This is a genomic window from Insulibacter thermoxylanivorax, from assembly GCF_015472005.1.
Lineage (GTDB): Bacteria > Bacillota > Bacilli > Paenibacillales > DA-C8 > Insulibacter > Insulibacter thermoxylanivorax.
On record NZ_BMAQ01000005.1, the window covers coordinates 220,589 to 235,581 of the forward strand.

A 14,993-nucleotide genomic window follows, 5' to 3' on the forward strand; every position below is an offset into this window, starting at 1 on the left:
GTATACCGCGCGCGAGCCGTAATCGGGTATGATAGTCGCAAAGGACATGCAAGAGATGGGGAGAAAGGGGAAGGACTTGATGTCTTATCGACAGATCAAATGGCTGATTCTCATCATCCCGACCTTGACGATCGGGATCTGGGAATATGTGCGGCATGAATACCTGCTGCCCTATATCTCGATGGAACTCGGCAATGTGCTGTCTCCGGTCATCGTCTTCCTCGTCACGATCCTGTTCCTGACGCAGCTGTTCGAGATCCTCGAGCGCAATCAGAAGGAGCTGGAGGAAGCGAGGGCGTTGAAAGCCGTGCATGAAGAACGCGAGAAGCTGGCGAAGGAACTCCATGACGGGATCGCGCAGACGCTGTTCCTCATGAATGTACAAATCGATCGGCTCGCCCAGCTGGGCTATGTGGATGAAGGGCTCATCATGCAGATCAAGCGCAATGTCCATCATGCCAACTCCTACGTGCGGCAGGCGATTGCCAATCTCAGGGAGCCGGCGGAGCAATCGGCGCTCCCCTGGATGCAGAGCGTGCGCAGTTTGATCGATGAGATCCAGCGGGAGAGCGATCTTGAGATTACGCTGGATTGGCGGATCGAGGATGAGCAGTGGACATCCAAAGAGAAAATCGAACTGCTGGCGATCATCCGCGAGGCGCTCATGAATGTATACAAACATGCGAAGGCAGAGCGCGTTCAGATCATCGGCGAATCCCATGCCGGCGGCTGGAGATGCCGGGTCATCGATGACGGCCGGGGCTGGTCCAATGAGGATCTGCGGGAAGCCTCGCACCGCTTCGGCATCAAGATGATGGAGGACCGCGCCGCGCGGATGCGCTGGAGGTTCTCGATGGAGAGACTAGAAGGCAGGACGATCGTGACTGTAGAGAAGGAGGGGACGGGATGAGCAGCCAACGGTTCCGCGTACTGGTCATCGACGACAGCGAACAGGCGAGGGATGCGATCCGCACGATTCTTGCCGCCGATCCGGTGTTTGAAGTCGTTGCTGAAGGAGCAAGCGGAGAAGAAGCTTTGGCCTTAACCGCCGCCTGGATGCCTGATCTCATCCTGATGGATATTCGCATGCCGGGGATGGACGGGCTGGAAGCGACCAAACGCGTCAAGGAAGAGTATCCGTACGTGAAGATCGTCATGGTTACGGTATCCGATGATATCACCCATCTCTTCGATGCGCTGAAGAAGGGGGCGCAGGGTTACCTGCTTAAGAACCTGCAGCCGGAATCCTGGCTCGAATATTTGAAGGCGATCTGTTTCGATGAAGCGCCGATGACCCGGGAGCTGGCATACCGCATCTTGAAGGAGTTCTCGCATACGGATCCGCCGTCCCCGGGCGCCTCCCCTACGCCCCTGACGCCCCGCGAAACGGAGATCCTGAGATTAGTGGCCAAAGGGATGTCCAATCGCGAGATCGCAGAGGAGCTGGTCATCTCGGAGTATACCGTTAAGAACCATCTGAAGAATATTTTCCATAAATTACACTTGCAAAACCGCTCGCAGCTCGTTCGTTACGTCTATGAACACGGTTGGATGGGAGATTGAACACCCCGGCTTTGCGCGGCAGGAATAAGCGGAAGAGCGTGCCCTTGCCGGGTGAAGAACTCACTTCCATATGCCCTCCTTGGCCTTCGATAATCTGCCGGCTGATCGCCAGCCCGAGGCCCGTGCCGTTCTCCTTCGTCGTATAGAAGGGCTCATAGATCTTCTCCAGTGCCTCTTGGTCCATACCCTCCCCCTGATCTTGAATCTCAATGACGAGATATCGCTCCCCGGCCGGGGCGATGCGGATCCTGATCTCATCGCCGGCGGCCGATGCTTCGACGGCATTTTTGATGATGTTCAGCAAAGCTTGCATAAGCAGGCTGCGATCCCCGTATGCTGAGACATCCGAGGCGGCGACGGTATGCTGGATCCTCACCCCGTGCTTCTCCGCATAGGGCTGCATCACTTCGACGGCCTGCCGGATCACCAAGTCCATCTGATAGAGGTGGGGCAGGATGGGCGCATCGGAGCGCTTCACTGCAGAGAGCGCCTCGAGGATGCCGAGCATCCGCTCTACCTCAGCGCGCAGCTCTTGTTTAAGCTGCTGATCCGGTGCCTGATCCAGCTCGAAGAAGCTGTAGATAGAAGCGAGGGGATTGCGCAGCTCATGGGCGAGGCTGGCGATAAACTCGCCGGTCGCTGCTGCCTGTTCCTTCATGTACATCCGCGCATTCAATTCATTCTGCACATCCATCGCCTGTTGAATGGTGCGCAGACCGATGAGAACACGGGTGAGGAAAATATAGGTAACCAGCGAGATGATGATGACGAAGCCGGCATCGTAATAGAGATGAAGGCTTTCCAGCAGGATGCCGAGTCCGCCGTAGGACAGCACCGTGGACAGCATAACCGCGGCGAAATATCGTTTGTCCAGAAAAAAAGGCGATGAAAGGATGAAATAGGTCATCAGCTGCTCGTTGTAGAAGATCGGCAGCCCAAACCACAACATCAGGCATACGGACAGGAAATTCGCGGCGAAGAACGTAAAGAGCAGGACATACTTAATACGTTCGGCCTGCTGCCTGCGCCAGAGGGCCGTGATGACCGGCACGAGGGCCAGCAGGCACATCCCGGGAAGATAATACAGGATATGGGTCTGCAGCTGGACGATGTAATCGACGATATAGAAATACAGCGATAACAGGACAAGCAGGAGGAGATGCCAGCGAGTGGTGCTCTTCTGATCGAAGAAGATGAATTCCCTGCTGCTGCTGGTACTGAGCCGCCGCGGCGGATCCTGCCTGTCTGTCCGTGCAAGCGACAGCACGTGCTCCAGCAGTTCGAGGGAACGCCGAATCTTAGCGCGCATCGCCTCGCGCGTGATGCCTTCATCCTCTTGATCGGCATAGGCGATCAAGCTGAGCAGCGGCTCGCGGATATGTTCCGTCATCCCGGCGGCAAGGCGGCCGATCTGTTCGAGCCGCTGTTTGTGTGCCAACTGCCGGTTCAGCTGTTCCAGCGCTTCATAAGAACGGTCGATGCGGCTGCGAACCTGCAGCAGGAGGATGAGGAACAAATAGCCAAGCAAGGCGAAGAAGAGGAGGAAGAGCAGCGGCTGGAAGACGATGGTCGTCCGCAGGACGAGTCCGACGATCGCGTATCTGGCTGTCAAGGTAAGCAGGACATGAAGCCAGTATCGCTTGCTGAAGAATATAGCCGCGGACAACAGGCAGTAGATTTCGACAAAATCCCCGCCCGTGTAGAGATGGGGCATCGGCCAGAACTTGATGATCTCGATAACCGTATACGGCAGGACGAAGGCGTAGAAGAGCAGGTACTTGCATACGGCCGCAGCGTCCCTGCGGAACAGCCAGTGCAAGCACGGAATGAGAAGGATAAGGAGAATATGGGGGGTATATTCATAGAGCCTGACGGTCTTGCTGACCTCATAGTGGGCGATGTTCTGCATTAGATTAGAGACGGCAACGATCAGGTAGAAAAATACGATAAAGAGCAGCATCGTTTTCCGCTCTTGCAGGCGTTCAGTGCGCTGGATCTCCATGAAGACCTCCACTATCATCTTAATATATTCTTCTTCGCGATGCGCTCGCGCAGTTCAACATAGATGCCGTATTGTCTTCTGGTAAGGGGAATCATCGCATCATTGCGCATGATCAGCAGATGATTGCCATGGGTCGAGGGATCGGGCACCACATGAAGGATGTGATAGATATTTACCAGATACGTGCGGTGAGGACTGAACAGAGCGCCCTTGGATTGGCGTTGGATCTCTTGCAGCGAAGAAGTAAGACGATACGACTCATCATTCGTCAAGTAGATATGAAGGGCGCGTTTGCTGACTTTCTCGACATAGATGACAGCGCTCTCATTAAAGGTGAAATCCCGTTTGTGATACGAAGCGCGGATCCAATTTGCTTCCTGCACTTCCCGATCCAGGAGCAGCTGTTCCTGCAGGATGCGGCGGATGGCGCGTTCGATGGCCGTCTGAAATTCCGCAAACTTAATGGGCTTCGTCAAATAGCCGACGGAGTCGAATTCGTTGATGCCGGTGAGCATATGTTCGGGTTCATTGGAGCCTGTTGTGAAGATGACCTGGGGAGTAAGACCTGAACGACGAATCGTGCGATAGGCTTCGATGCCGCTGAGGTTGTTCAGCTTGATATCGAGCAGGATGATATCCGGCTTGAGCGCTGCGGCCATCTCGATTAACCTCGTACCTGAGCCCGTTTCGCCGACAACTTGCAGGCTGAGTTTCTCGCAGTATTGGATGAGCAGCTGCCGCTGCAGCAGCATGTCCTCTGCGATCAGCACTGCATATGACCGATCGAGCATGAATATTCCCCCCTTAGACTTTCCGTTCAGGGCATGGAATCGTACCGTTCGGACCCTAAGGTATACTAGATTGCTCTCTCCCGTGATAGAGTAGAATGTAGAAGAATAACATCTAATGGCAATATATTGAAATATATCACCATCAGCACCAGAATGCAAGCGAATTGCAACATACAAGAAGTTGTCACAGTAACTAGTACACATATTAGAGCGCTTATTAGATGTTAATATCATGGGGGAGGCGAAAGGTGATGCATATTAAAGATACGATAGCCAAGCTCATCCTCTTGTTCATCACGGCTCTTGCCATCGCTTTCGGTTTGTCCGTGTTCGTGTTCATCCTGTTCGTTCTGCTCGATGCGGGGAATCTCCATGCTTACCTGAGCGGCGGCCCGTTTCTTGGCGAGAAGCGCATGATCATGAAATTTATCCTGCACATGGCGCAGTCAGCGGGACTGATCGGCGCGGTTCTAATCCTCTACCGGCACGAACGCTGGGAAAGTCAAGGATGGAGTCTGGGGTGGAAAGAGAGAACGCCCTTCCGCCATGCTTTGCTGGGATCCTTCATCGGGCTCGTATTCATCGGCATCGCGGTGCTGTTCACCTGGTTGTCCGGACATGTTCACATCTTCCAGTTTACGGCCCTCGGATCAGAACCGTTATCGGTATATGCTTGGATGAACCTGGTGATGCTGATCGTGATCGCAGTCAGTGAAGAAGTCTTCTGCAGGGGTTATGTGCAGGGTCTGCTCATGCACCGCTTTGGGTCCTTGGCCGGCATCATCGGCTCGAGCGCGGTCTTCACTCTGGTGCATTGGTATAATCATGCGATGTTCGATTCCATTCTGCCGGTCTTGAATCTTTTCCTCACGGGATTGCTGCTCGGCATCTGCCGCGCCGCCGCCAATGGACTGTGGCTGCCGGTCGGCATTCATGTGACATGGACCGTCCTGTACGATTATATCTTCAGATCATATGCGGGCGGAGCCCCTGCCGAAGGGCTGATGAATCTCGATATGCTCGGAGCGATCATCCGGACTGCCGGGGGGTTCGCAGTTGAAGGCAGGATCATCACCATGGGGTTCTTGCTCATCAGCATCTTGATCGCCGATCGCTGGATGCATCATAATCGCAGGATGTGGACACGTTTCTAGGGCGTGCAAATAAGCTCCTTTAATTGGGATGTTTAATGAAATCTGTTTGGAAGCGAATGTTAGGAGGAAAGGAAGAGTCAAGAAAACAGCGGGGTCTGAAGGAATTTAATGGTCGAAGGCGAATCAAAAGCATGGAACCGAAGAAAGAGGCTGTCTGCACCGCATCCTGCATGCGGCGTGACAGCCCTTTGCTGCGCTTGGCACTAATGAACCGCATCGCTTTCCGACTTGCTGGCAAGCAATTCGCGGACTTCGTTCTCCAGATCGATAATCATCGTCTGTTGGCGTTTAATCGTGTCCCGAAGATGAACGATATACATGATCAGACCTGTAACCAAGATCCCTAGTACAAAGGCTATAACGACTGGCATACGTACCACCTCATTATGTATCTATTGAAAGTTCATGTATGAATAAGCATACTATCATTATACAAGTTTCATGAGAGTTAAGGAAAGTTTAGAGCCGCCATCGGAATCCTTGGTCCAGCATCCGTCGGAACAGCCGGCCGGATGCTGTTTTTGCTTGGGCTCCGCGATTCATGCAGATTAACGCAGCGGCTGCTAGGTTATGCTAATTACACTGGATATGGAGGCTGTGTGCTGATGAACTTTTTGCGATCCAAAGGGATAGAACTTCATCCGCGAGTTTATTTTATTACGGCGCTTACCTATATGGCCTATGGATTGTTCGCCTCGATGATCATCGGATTGATCATGCAGACGATCGGAGAATATGCCCATATTCCTCTCTTAGCGGCAGCGGGTACGCTGGCGATTAAGTATTATGGGGCGGCCATTGGCGGTGCAGTGAGCTATGGACTTAAGGCACCGCCGCTTGTCCTGTTTGCATCGATCGTCTGCGGCGCCTATGCCGTCGAGGCTGGGGGCGGACCCGCCGGCGCCTATGTGGCTGCGGTGATCGGTACGGAACTGGGCAAGCTGATCTCCAAATCGACGCCGCTGGACATCATCCTCACCCCTCTGGTCGTACTGACTGCGGGATGCTGGGCAGGGGAGTATCTTGGATCTTATATCTCCGAGGGGATGATCTGGTTTGGCGAACTGATCAATTGGTCCGTGGGCAGGCACCCCTTCGTCATGGGGATCTTAGTCGCAACGCTGATGGGACTGGCCCTGACGGCGCCGATCTCGAGTGCGGCCATCGCCATCATGCTTGGGCTGGACGGTTTAGCAGCCGGCGCGGCAACGATCGGCTGTTCCGCGCAGATGATCGGATTTGCGGTGAGCAGTTATCGGGAGAATGGGATCGGCGGCTTGTTGGCGCAGGGGATCGGCACATCGATGCTGCAGATCTCCAATATCATCCGCAATCCCTTGATCCTCATTCCTCCTACCGCAGCCGGCATCATTCTGGCGCCGATCGGCACCGTCTGGTGGAAGATGGAGAATGTGAAGGAAGGAGCGGGTATGGGGACTTCGGGATTGGTCGGTCAGATTTTCACCTTGCATACGATGGGCTATGAGCTGGAAGTGTTCCTGAAGATCCTCGTGCTGCACTTCATCGGCCCTGCCGTGTTCAGCTTGGCGATCTCCGAATGGTTCCGCCGCCGCAGCTGGATCAAACCCAATGATATGAAGTTGGAATTATAAGGATGGATGCTGGCTTTTGTTTTGAAATGCCATTGAGGAATGAGGTTGTTTTCTGCAGAAAGATGAATTATATTAGGCAAAGGGAATTTTCGAGGATCCTCATGAAAACTTAACATTCCAGATACCGAATAGGGGGACAAACCTTTGGATTGGCAGGACATCTTATTTAAGTTTATAGGCGGACTTGGGATATTCTTATTCGGCATTAAGTATATGTCTGAGGGATTACAGAAGACGGCGGGCGACCGCATGCGCAGCTTGCTGGCTAAGTATACATCCAATCCGATCCTAGGAGTACTAGTTGGGATCGTCGTTACGGGCTTGATTCAATCATCAAGCGGGACGACGGTGCTGACGATCGGTCTGATCAATGCCGGGCTGCTGACCTTGCGGCAAGCGATCGGGATCATCTTTGGCGCGAATATCGGGACGACGGTGACGGCTTTTATCATCGGGATCAAGATCGAGGATTATTCGCTGCCTATCATCGCTGTAGGGGCTTTTTTCTTGTTCTTCTTCTCGAAGAAGAGATTCCAATACATAGGACAAGTCATCTTCGGATTCGGGACTCTGTTCCTCGGCTTATCGACGATGAGCAGCGGCGTCAAACCGCTGCAAGACCTGCAGGTGTTTACTGATTTCATCGTACAGATGGAGGGGATCCCGATACTGGGCGTCCTCGTCGGCACGGTCTTCACGATGATCGTTCAGAGTTCCAGCGCGACGATCGGAATCCTGCAGTCGATCGCCGATGAAGGCATGATCTCCCTGTATGGGGCGCTTCCCGTACTGTTCGGCGACAACATCGGTACGACGATCACCGCGGTGCTTGCATCGATCGGTGCTTCGGTAGCGGCAAGACGAGCATCCCTGGTACACGTCATCTTCAATGTAGCCGGTACGATTCTTTTTATGCTTATCCTGCCGCTCGTCCACGACGCCGTTCTGTTGGTTGGTCAAGATGTGAACATCCGCATGCAAATCGCGTATGCTCATGCGATGTTTAATATAACGAACACCCTGATCTTCTTGCCGCTGATTCCGGTTCTGGCTTGGATCGTTACAAAGCTCGTGCCGGGTAAGATGGTCGAGATTGAATTCCGCGCGAAGTATCTGGACGAGCGTTTGCTGGCGAACCCGTCGATCGCCCTCGGCCAAGCTAAACATGAGATTATACGGATGGGTTCCGTTGCCCGTGATATGCTGAACGATGCGTCGGAATATTTCTTCAACAAGGATGAGAAAGTGGCTAATCTAGCCTTGCAGAAGGAACAGCTGATCAATGAACTCGATCGCAAGATCACCGAATATATGGTGAAAATCCAACAGAGCAATCTAACGGCGGATGAATCGGCCAAAGCTTCGATCCTGATGCAGACGATCAATGACATCGAGCGGATCGGGGATCATGCGGAGAACATCGTGGAGTTGGCGGAGTCGAGGATTTCCCAGAAGGTGGAGTTTTCCGAAGATGCGGAGAAGGATTTAAGGGATATGCTGCAATTGGCCGATCACGTGGTGTCCAAGGCCTTGCATGCTCTTGAACATGACGATGAACAAGCCGCAGAAGAAGTGCTGACGAGCGAAGTGGAACTGGACCGCATGGAGAGCGTGTTCCGCAAAGCGCACATCAACCGTCTGAACCAAGGTGCTTGTTCGGGGAATTCCGGCGCGATCTTCCTGGATATTATAAGTAATCTTGAGCGAATCGGAGATCACAGCAAGAATATCGCTCAATACATCTTGGGGATGGATGATGAATGACAGCAAGATACGGACTCATCATAGATCTGGATGGGACGATGTACCATGGCGGTAAGATAGTCGCACATGCCGATGAATTCGTAAGCGATCTGAGAGATCGGAAGATTCCCTATCTCTTCTTGACGAACAATTCCTCGCGCACGCCGAAGGAAGTGGCGAAACAGCTTGCGGGCATGGGGATTCCAGCGGAAGCCGCACAGGTTTACACGTCTGCGCAGGCCGCAGCCAGCTATATTCACAAGAAGCGTCCTTGGGCGAAGGTCTATGTTCTCGGCGAGCCGGGACTTCATGCGGCGCTTAAGGAAGCCGGGTTGCAGCAGGTCACCGATGAACAGCCGGATTATGTCGTGCAGGGGATCGATTTCAGCTTCGACTATGCCAAGCTGGAGCGTGCGGCAGGTTATATCCGCAGCGGCGCGGAGTTCATCTTGACGAACCCGGATCTGCTCCTGCCAACGGATCGGGGCTTCATACCCGGCGCCGGCTCCCTGGGTGCAGCGATCCAAGCCGCATCCGGCAAGCAACCCGTGGTCATCGGCAAGCCCTCCGCGATCATCATGGAAGATGTGATCGACCGAATCGGTCTGCCGGCGGATCAGGTATGGGTCGTAGGGGATAACGCGGCCACGGATATGCGCGCGGGACAAGCTGCCGGATGTCGAACTGCGCTCATGTTGACGGGGATTACGACGCGGGATAACCTGCAAGAGACGCTCGAATCCGCCGGGGTGAAGCCGGATCTCATCTGTGATGATATTCCTGCGCTGGCCGAAGCGCTGCGAAGCTTCTATTCTTAAAATTTTTATGCGCATAGATCTAATAGATAAGCCGTACTGCCGGGGGTTATCCCTTCGCAGTACGGCTTATTAACTTCTTCGCATTCAGTGCAGCATTCATCAGGGACTCCATCATCAATTCCTTCTCCTCATCGGACAATTCCTTGTCCCCATCGAAGAAGGCGGTGCGGCGAAGTTTCTCCCAGAATTGCTGTTCCCGCGATTGCTGCTCGGTATGGTAAGTGGTATGGGTTTCCTCGACCCGATCAACTCTCCCCAGCAGATAATCGGCCGATGTGTTGAAGAGATCAGCACAGCGGATGAGGAGTTCATCATCGATCGGTCTTCTTCCGGATTCGATTCTTGACAATACACTGTTGTTGATATGAAGCATCGCGGCCAATTGGATCTGAGTCAGGCCTTTCCGCTCTCGCAGCGCACGAATACGATGCCCGGTTACCTTCATAGATTATCAACCTTCTCAATCTTCAGTTAGGTAATAATATTGATAAGTTTAATATTATGGCAGAACATGGATAATCCAACATAATCATGCCGGGTGTATATCAAATATACCATGTTTCCCTGCAAGCGAAAGCATAGATTGCAAATAAAGCAAACATACTATTGACTTTGCGTAATTAGAAAATTACTATATAGAGTATAGAATGGTCAAAAATGTTACAGATGGTGATTCCTATGTCTCCATGGTTCGAGATCGCGTTGCTGCTGCTAATCGTCATGATCATCATCTGGCTGGCAGCGGGCCTCAGCATGTACCGGCGGATCGCAGAACTATTGGATGCCAGGACGCACAATGAGAAGCGCATCTACGTGCACGAGACGGGTGAGGAAGCGGTGGCCTACGCCGAATCGATGGAACCGAATTCGGGGAGGGAGAAGCATCTGGAGCGGGCAGTGGATTATATGCGAAGGCAATTCCAAGAACGGCAGCTTCCCTTCGACTATGAACAGGCGCGAGCCGTCATCGAGAAAGCGGCTTTGCGCCGCGGGATCGACGCAGCTGATATCGGCCGCCAGCCTTCATCTTCCTGAGAAGCGCTGCGCAGAGCAGGATGTTCCATAGGGAAACAGAAGCCTCACATGATTACATGTGAGGCTTCTGCAGCGGCAAGTGCTTCATATGCTTCTCCCGATATTGCCCCGGTGTCATTCCCTCATGTTTGCGGAAGGAGCGGATGAAGTTTTGCGGATTGTTGTAACACAGTTTCGCCGCGATCTCTTTGATCGTCATATTGGTCTCCGCCAGCCATTTCTTCGCCATGCTGAAGCGGTAAGCCGTCAGATATTCGCTGAATGAATAGTTAGTCTCTTTGCGGAACACGCTGCTTAAGTAATTTGCATTGTAATGAAGCTTCTGTGCGCACATCTCCAGGGTCAGATCCGTGTCATAATAGCGCTGGATCATATCGATGATCTTCTCGGAGATGTTGTGGTACTGCGCATCCTGACGATCGCGGAAGATCTTGATCATCGGGTCGATCAGACTCGACCAGAACCACTCCTCGATCTCCGCAGCGATTCTCAGTTCCGTCAATTGTTCGAAGAGCGATCGGTTGGACTGCTGGATCTGATTCAGGCTGATGCCGGATTCCTGCATGACGATCAGGAGATTGTTCAGCAGCCGTGCCAGCGGAATCAGGTATTCCTGCGGCGTCAGTTCGGCTGCGAATACGGCTTGCAGGAATTCCCGGATCGCCTGCTTCGCTTGCTCTTGGTCCGCAAGTTTGATCGCATCGATCAGTTCCAGTTCGATGTGCTGAGGATAATTTAGATTCAGGTAATGTTTGCCCGAATTGATATCTTCGTATTGGATGATGATGCCTTCCCCGAGCTTGATGCGGTGCCTGAGGGCATCCAGCCCTTCGCGGTAGGCCCTCGGAATCTGGGTCCAATCTTGGAACGGCAGGCTGATGCCGATGCTGACTTTCAGTTCCAGATAGTTCAGGATCTTGCTCTGCAGATCCTCAGTGATGCCGTACAGCAGCTTGTTGAACTGCTGATTGTCCGCATCCCTGCTTCCCGCGATCGTCACGATGGTATGATCGATGATTACAGGGGACAAGCGATGCCCGAAGGGGATGAGCTCCTCGATCATATTCTGAATGGCGAATTGCAGGAGTTCAAGATCCTGTTTGCTGTAGCGGGTGCCCTCCAGCGTATCGATCTGCAGCGTGAGCATCGCCATCGTGCGCCATTGTTCTACTTGCTGACCGTACCCGTAGCGGATAAGCTTGTCGACGAGTTCGCTGCTTTTGACATTGCCTTGGCAGGCGCGGATCAGGAAGAAGGTGCGCACTTGCGAGAGATGGTGGCGAACTTCGTTTTCCAGACGGGTTTTGGACTGGAACAGCGAAGCGACATGCTCGCCGATGACTTGGAACTCATTCACATGGCGGCTGTTTCCCTCCACCTGCTCGCCGAACAGCCGCATCAGCCGCTTGATCGGCGAGTACATCCGCCGTGATCCCAGCCATACGGTGATGGCCGACAGGAAGAGCAGGATCAGGCAGACGATGAGCGTATACTCGCCGATCTTCGTCGCTTCCTTCGTCATGCTCGCGATATCGATCGCCGAGACATAGATCCAGTCGTTAAAGTCCGATTGGTAATAGATGATGGAATATGGCTTGCCGTTGTATTCAGCTGTGAACTGGCCCGAAGAACCCGTGAACTGTTCGGGTGATAACGGACTGATCGCAGACAGATGCTCGCCGATGAGCTGATGATCGGCATGCAGCAAGACGCGGAACTGATCATCCAGGATGAATAGTTCGGAATCACTCTCCGCTTCGAATTGCTGAAATTCCTGAAAGCTGCATGCGGGGATATTAGCAAGGATAAATCCCGTTTTGGTTAAGCTGTTCACTGGAAGCTTTTTGATTAGACTTATGGTATAATTACAAACAACGTTTGAAGCGTTTTCTTCGCTGTAATACCATTTACTGGGACTTAGAATCCATGATATCTCATCCGGGTGATTGATCAGCGATGCGATCTCTTCATTGTAAGCGTATTCATCGAGCCGATAGATACCCGAGTTTTTGACCATCCAGTTATGCGCCAGATTGACGACGATGACATCTTCGAGCTTCGTATCGAAGGATTGCATGTGACGAAGCTCGTTGCGCAGGTCGTTGTAGAGCATAAAGTCTTCCACTGTGATCTCGCGGCTGATGGCTTCTCTGAGAACGACGGAATTCACCACTTGATTGAGCGTGTGGTTGACAGTGGTAAGTATTTGTTCTACATTGGCATTGGTCTGCATAAGAAGCTGCATTTTACCGCGATTAACATGATTTTGAATTTCATTAGAAGATGTGATATAGGAGAAAAAACCGATAAAGACAACGGGGATGGTGCTTAACAATAAACCGAAGAGGATCATTTTGCTGAGATAATTTAACGACTTCATGCTACTCATCACCTGTCTTGTTAAGAGTATGATCCAACCTTCTTCAATTATGGACTGCCCAAAGAGCCATCTAGAGATTATAATCAAACTATATCCAAACGATATTCATCATAAGATCATCGCTATATGATGAATCATATCATGAAAGCGTAATCATTATCTCATATGTTTATCACTAAATAGATCATGAAGTCCTAAGGGGGAACTTCCATGCGAAGCGGGAAGAAACGCGTTAAGCCGTTCGGGATGAAGGTGATCACCTCGATAATCATTTTCTCACATATGATCATGCTGGCTGCATGCGGCTCCAGCGGCGACCACTCAGCGGCGATGGAACGAAGACCCGAGATCACGATTATGGCGCCGCTGCATTTTCCCAATCCGCCGCATGAGGATCTAATCGAGGAGATCAACCGCTTGACGAATGTGGATCTGAAGATCGAGTGGGTGCCCGACGGCATCTATACCGATAAGATGAATACTGCGCTGACGACCAACTCCTTGAAGAAGGCCACCTTCGTAAAGTATACCGATTATATCCTGGTCAAAAATGCGATCCGCAGCGGTGTGTTCTGGGAGATCGGGCCTTATCTGGATGATTACCCGAACCTTCGCAATCTGGACAAGTCCATTCTGGAGCAGGCAGCCGTTGACGGCAAGATCTACGGCCTGTATACGGAACGCCCTTCGTCGCGGCAGGGGATCATCCTGCGCAAGGATTGGCTGGATCGCCTGGGCCTAAGCGAGCCGACGACGATCGAAGAGCTCTATGATGTCCTTCGCCGATTCACCTTGGAAGATCCAGACGGCAACGGCATGGATGACACCTTCGGGCTGACGGACCGCAATGATCTGATCTTCGGTGCGTTCAAGACGCTGAGCTCCTATTTCGGCACTCCGAACAATTGGGCTTTTGTCGACGGCGAATTGGTCGCTGAGTTTGAGACACAAGCGTATATCGATACGATGGATTTTATGCGCAGGTTATATAAAGAAGGATTGATCAATCAGGATTTTGCCGTGACCAGCAAACAAGTGCAGCGGGATCACTTGATTCGCGGAGCAGCGGGCGTCTATATCGGCAGCATGCTGGATGCGCAGCGGCTCGCCGAGGAAGCGATGAAGGTGAATCCGGAGGCACGCTTCACCCTCGTCAATCGCATCCATGGTCCGGAAGGACTGCGGGTGTGGTCGATCCCGAAGTACAACGGACTGTATCTGTTCTCGAAGAAGGCGATCCATGACGAAGAAGAACTCCGTGAAGTGCTGCGTTTCTTCGACCGCTCGATGGATGCGGATGTCAGCAATCTGATGCGATACGGCTTCGAGCACCGCCATCACATCGTGCAGGAGGGGAAGGTCTACCTGCCACAGGAGACCTATGCCTTTAGAGTCTCTGAAGTGAATGCGCTGCATGCGCTGATGATCGCGGATCTGAGCAACCCTAACCTCATGGAAGTGCAGAACTCAGAACCGCTGACGGAACTTGCGGAGCAGCTCAGCGCGGACAATGAGAACTTCCTGGTGGAAGATCCCACGGCCTCCCTCGAATCCGCTACCTATGACGAGAAAGGAAGCGAGTTGTACAAGATCATCACCGATGCAACTTACAACTATATCTTGGGGAATCTTGATGTGGAAGGATTCCAAGCAGAAGTCGAACGATGGCGCAGAAACGGCGGCGACCAGATTCGACAAGAATATATGCATTCCTATTCTCATAAGTAAATGTTGAGCACCCGTGACCGGGTGCTTTTTTATTGCTTTTTATCATGTTCACGGAAGATAATCATTTTCTCATAAACCTAAGCAGCATGAGGCTTGGTGATGCGATTTGTGAGCAAATGATTGTATACGTAATGTCGGATTGATTGTAAGTTTGAAGTGAATCATT

Annotated in this window: 13 protein-coding genes; 8 read left to right on the forward strand and 5 right to left on the reverse strand. The window is 52.3% G+C overall.

All coding sequences use genetic code 11. The features are described 5' to 3' along the window. Window positions 1-79: 79 nt before the first annotated feature. Both PRECH8_RS04045 and PRECH8_RS04050 read left to right on the forward strand, forming a co-directional pair. A complete protein-coding gene (locus PRECH8_RS04045; protein ID WP_200965793.1) occupies window positions 80-910 on the forward strand; it encodes a sensor histidine kinase in 831 nt (276 codons plus the stop codon). Continuing rightward, window positions 907-1,563: a response regulator gene (locus tag PRECH8_RS04050; RefSeq protein WP_200965794.1), complete on the forward strand. Its 657-nt coding sequence runs from the start codon at window positions 907-909 to the stop codon at window positions 1,561-1,563. Before PRECH8_RS04045 ends, PRECH8_RS04050 begins: the two co-directional genes overlap by 4 nt. Here PRECH8_RS04050 and PRECH8_RS04055 read toward each other — a convergent pair. Next, window positions 1,466-3,583: an ATP-binding protein gene (locus tag PRECH8_RS04055; protein WP_200965795.1), complete on the reverse strand. Its 2,118-nt coding sequence runs from the start codon at window positions 3,581-3,583 to the stop codon at window positions 1,466-1,468. The genes PRECH8_RS04050 and PRECH8_RS04055 overlap by 98 nt on opposite strands. Next, window positions 3,580-4,356, reverse strand: a complete 777-nt coding sequence (locus tag PRECH8_RS04060; protein ID WP_200965796.1) for a LytR/AlgR family response regulator transcription factor — start codon at window positions 4,354-4,356, stop codon at window positions 3,580-3,582. Before PRECH8_RS04060 ends, PRECH8_RS04055 begins: the two co-directional genes overlap by 4 nt. Before the next feature lie 251 nt (window positions 4,357-4,607). Between PRECH8_RS04060 and PRECH8_RS04065 the strand changes: the two genes are divergently transcribed. Next, window positions 4,608-5,510, forward strand: coding sequence for a CPBP family intramembrane glutamic endopeptidase (locus PRECH8_RS04065; protein WP_200965797.1), 903 nt, complete (start codon window positions 4,608-4,610; stop codon window positions 5,508-5,510). 203 nt (window positions 5,511-5,713) lie between these two features. On the opposite strand, the gene PRECH8_RS04070 is transcribed toward PRECH8_RS04065, so the two are convergent. Further along, window positions 5,714-5,881, reverse strand: coding sequence for a hypothetical protein (locus PRECH8_RS04070; RefSeq protein ID WP_200965798.1), 168 nt, complete (start codon window positions 5,879-5,881; stop codon window positions 5,714-5,716). A 231-nt stretch (window positions 5,882-6,112) separates the two neighbouring features. On the opposite strand from PRECH8_RS04070, the gene PRECH8_RS04075 reads away from it, so the two are divergent. From PRECH8_RS04075 to nucF, 3 genes are all read left to right on the forward strand, one after another. After that, the gene (locus tag PRECH8_RS04075) at window positions 6,113-7,123 is read left to right on the forward strand and encodes a PTS sugar transporter subunit IIC (RefSeq protein WP_200965864.1); all 1,011 of its coding nucleotides are present in this window, start codon (window positions 6,113-6,115) and stop codon (window positions 7,121-7,123) included. Window positions 7,124-7,267: 144 nt separating this feature from the next. Beyond that, the gene (locus PRECH8_RS04080; protein WP_200965799.1) at window positions 7,268-8,887 is read left to right on the forward strand and encodes a Na/Pi cotransporter family protein; all 1,620 of its coding nucleotides are present in this window, start codon (window positions 7,268-7,270) and stop codon (window positions 8,885-8,887) included. Beyond that, on the forward strand, window positions 8,884-9,684 hold the full coding sequence (nucF, locus tag PRECH8_RS04085; protein WP_200965800.1) for a 5' nucleotidase NucF: 801 nt from the start codon (window positions 8,884-8,886) through the stop codon (window positions 9,682-9,684). Before PRECH8_RS04080 ends, nucF begins: the two co-directional genes overlap by 4 nt. A gap of 46 nt (window positions 9,685-9,730) precedes the next feature. Here nucF and PRECH8_RS04090 read toward each other — a convergent pair whose 3' ends face one another. Beyond that, the gene (locus tag PRECH8_RS04090) at window positions 9,731-10,129 is read right to left on the reverse strand and encodes a helix-turn-helix domain-containing protein (protein ID WP_200965801.1); all 399 of its coding nucleotides are present in this window, start codon (window positions 10,127-10,129) and stop codon (window positions 9,731-9,733) included. A gap of 233 nt (window positions 10,130-10,362) precedes the next feature. Here PRECH8_RS04090 and PRECH8_RS04095 point away from each other — a divergent pair, with 233 nt between their 5' ends. Then, window positions 10,363-10,719 (forward strand): phage holin, LLH family, encoded by a 357-nt coding sequence (locus PRECH8_RS04095; RefSeq protein WP_200965802.1) that lies wholly within the window; start codon window positions 10,363-10,365, stop codon window positions 10,717-10,719. A 52-nt stretch (window positions 10,720-10,771) separates the two neighbouring features. On the opposite strand, the gene PRECH8_RS04100 is transcribed toward PRECH8_RS04095, so the two are convergent. Next, complete coding sequence (locus PRECH8_RS04100) at window positions 10,772-13,099, reverse strand: helix-turn-helix domain-containing protein (RefSeq protein WP_200965803.1); 2,328 nt, start codon at window positions 13,097-13,099, stop codon at window positions 10,772-10,774. A 210-nt stretch (window positions 13,100-13,309) separates the two neighbouring features. Between PRECH8_RS04100 and PRECH8_RS04105 the strand changes: the two genes are divergently transcribed. Continuing rightward, window positions 13,310-14,827: an extracellular solute-binding protein gene (locus PRECH8_RS04105; RefSeq protein WP_242457426.1), complete on the forward strand. Its 1,518-nt coding sequence runs from the start codon at window positions 13,310-13,312 to the stop codon at window positions 14,825-14,827. Window positions 14,828-14,993 lie beyond the last annotated feature (166 nt).

What these genes read in the sequence shown, in the direction of transcription:
- PRECH8_RS04070 (WP_200965798.1), bottom strand. Translation starts at nt 5,881, where the DNA reads ATGCCAGTCGTTATAGCCTTTGTACTAGGGATCTTGGTTACAGGTCTG.
- PRECH8_RS04090 (WP_200965801.1), bottom strand. Translation starts at nt 10,129, where the DNA reads ATGAAGGTAACCGGGCATCGTATTCGTGCGCTGCGAGAGCGGAAAGGC.
- nucF (WP_200965800.1), top strand. Translation starts at nt 8,884, where the DNA reads ATGACAGCAAGATACGGACTCATCATAGATCTGGATGGGACGATGTAC.
- PRECH8_RS04065 (WP_200965797.1), top strand. Translation starts at nt 4,608, where the DNA reads ATGCATATTAAAGATACGATAGCCAAGCTCATCCTCTTGTTCATCACG.
- PRECH8_RS04045 (WP_200965793.1), top strand. Translation starts at nt 80, where the DNA reads ATGTCTTATCGACAGATCAAATGGCTGATTCTCATCATCCCGACCTTG.
- PRECH8_RS04060 (WP_200965796.1), bottom strand. Translation starts at nt 4,356, where the DNA reads ATGCTCGATCGGTCATATGCAGTGCTGATCGCAGAGGACATGCTGCTG.
- PRECH8_RS04050 (WP_200965794.1), top strand. Translation starts at nt 907, where the DNA reads ATGAGCAGCCAACGGTTCCGCGTACTGGTCATCGACGACAGCGAACAG.
- PRECH8_RS04100 (WP_200965803.1), bottom strand. Translation starts at nt 13,099, where the DNA reads ATGAAGTCGTTAAATTATCTCAGCAAAATGATCCTCTTCGGTTTATTG.
- PRECH8_RS04055 (WP_200965795.1), bottom strand. Translation starts at nt 3,583, where the DNA reads ATGATAGTGGAGGTCTTCATGGAGATCCAGCGCACTGAACGCCTGCAA.
- PRECH8_RS04105 (WP_242457426.1), top strand. Translation starts at nt 13,310, where the DNA reads ATGCGAAGCGGGAAGAAACGCGTTAAGCCGTTCGGGATGAAGGTGATC.
- PRECH8_RS04095 (WP_200965802.1), top strand. Translation starts at nt 10,363, where the DNA reads ATGTCTCCATGGTTCGAGATCGCGTTGCTGCTGCTAATCGTCATGATC.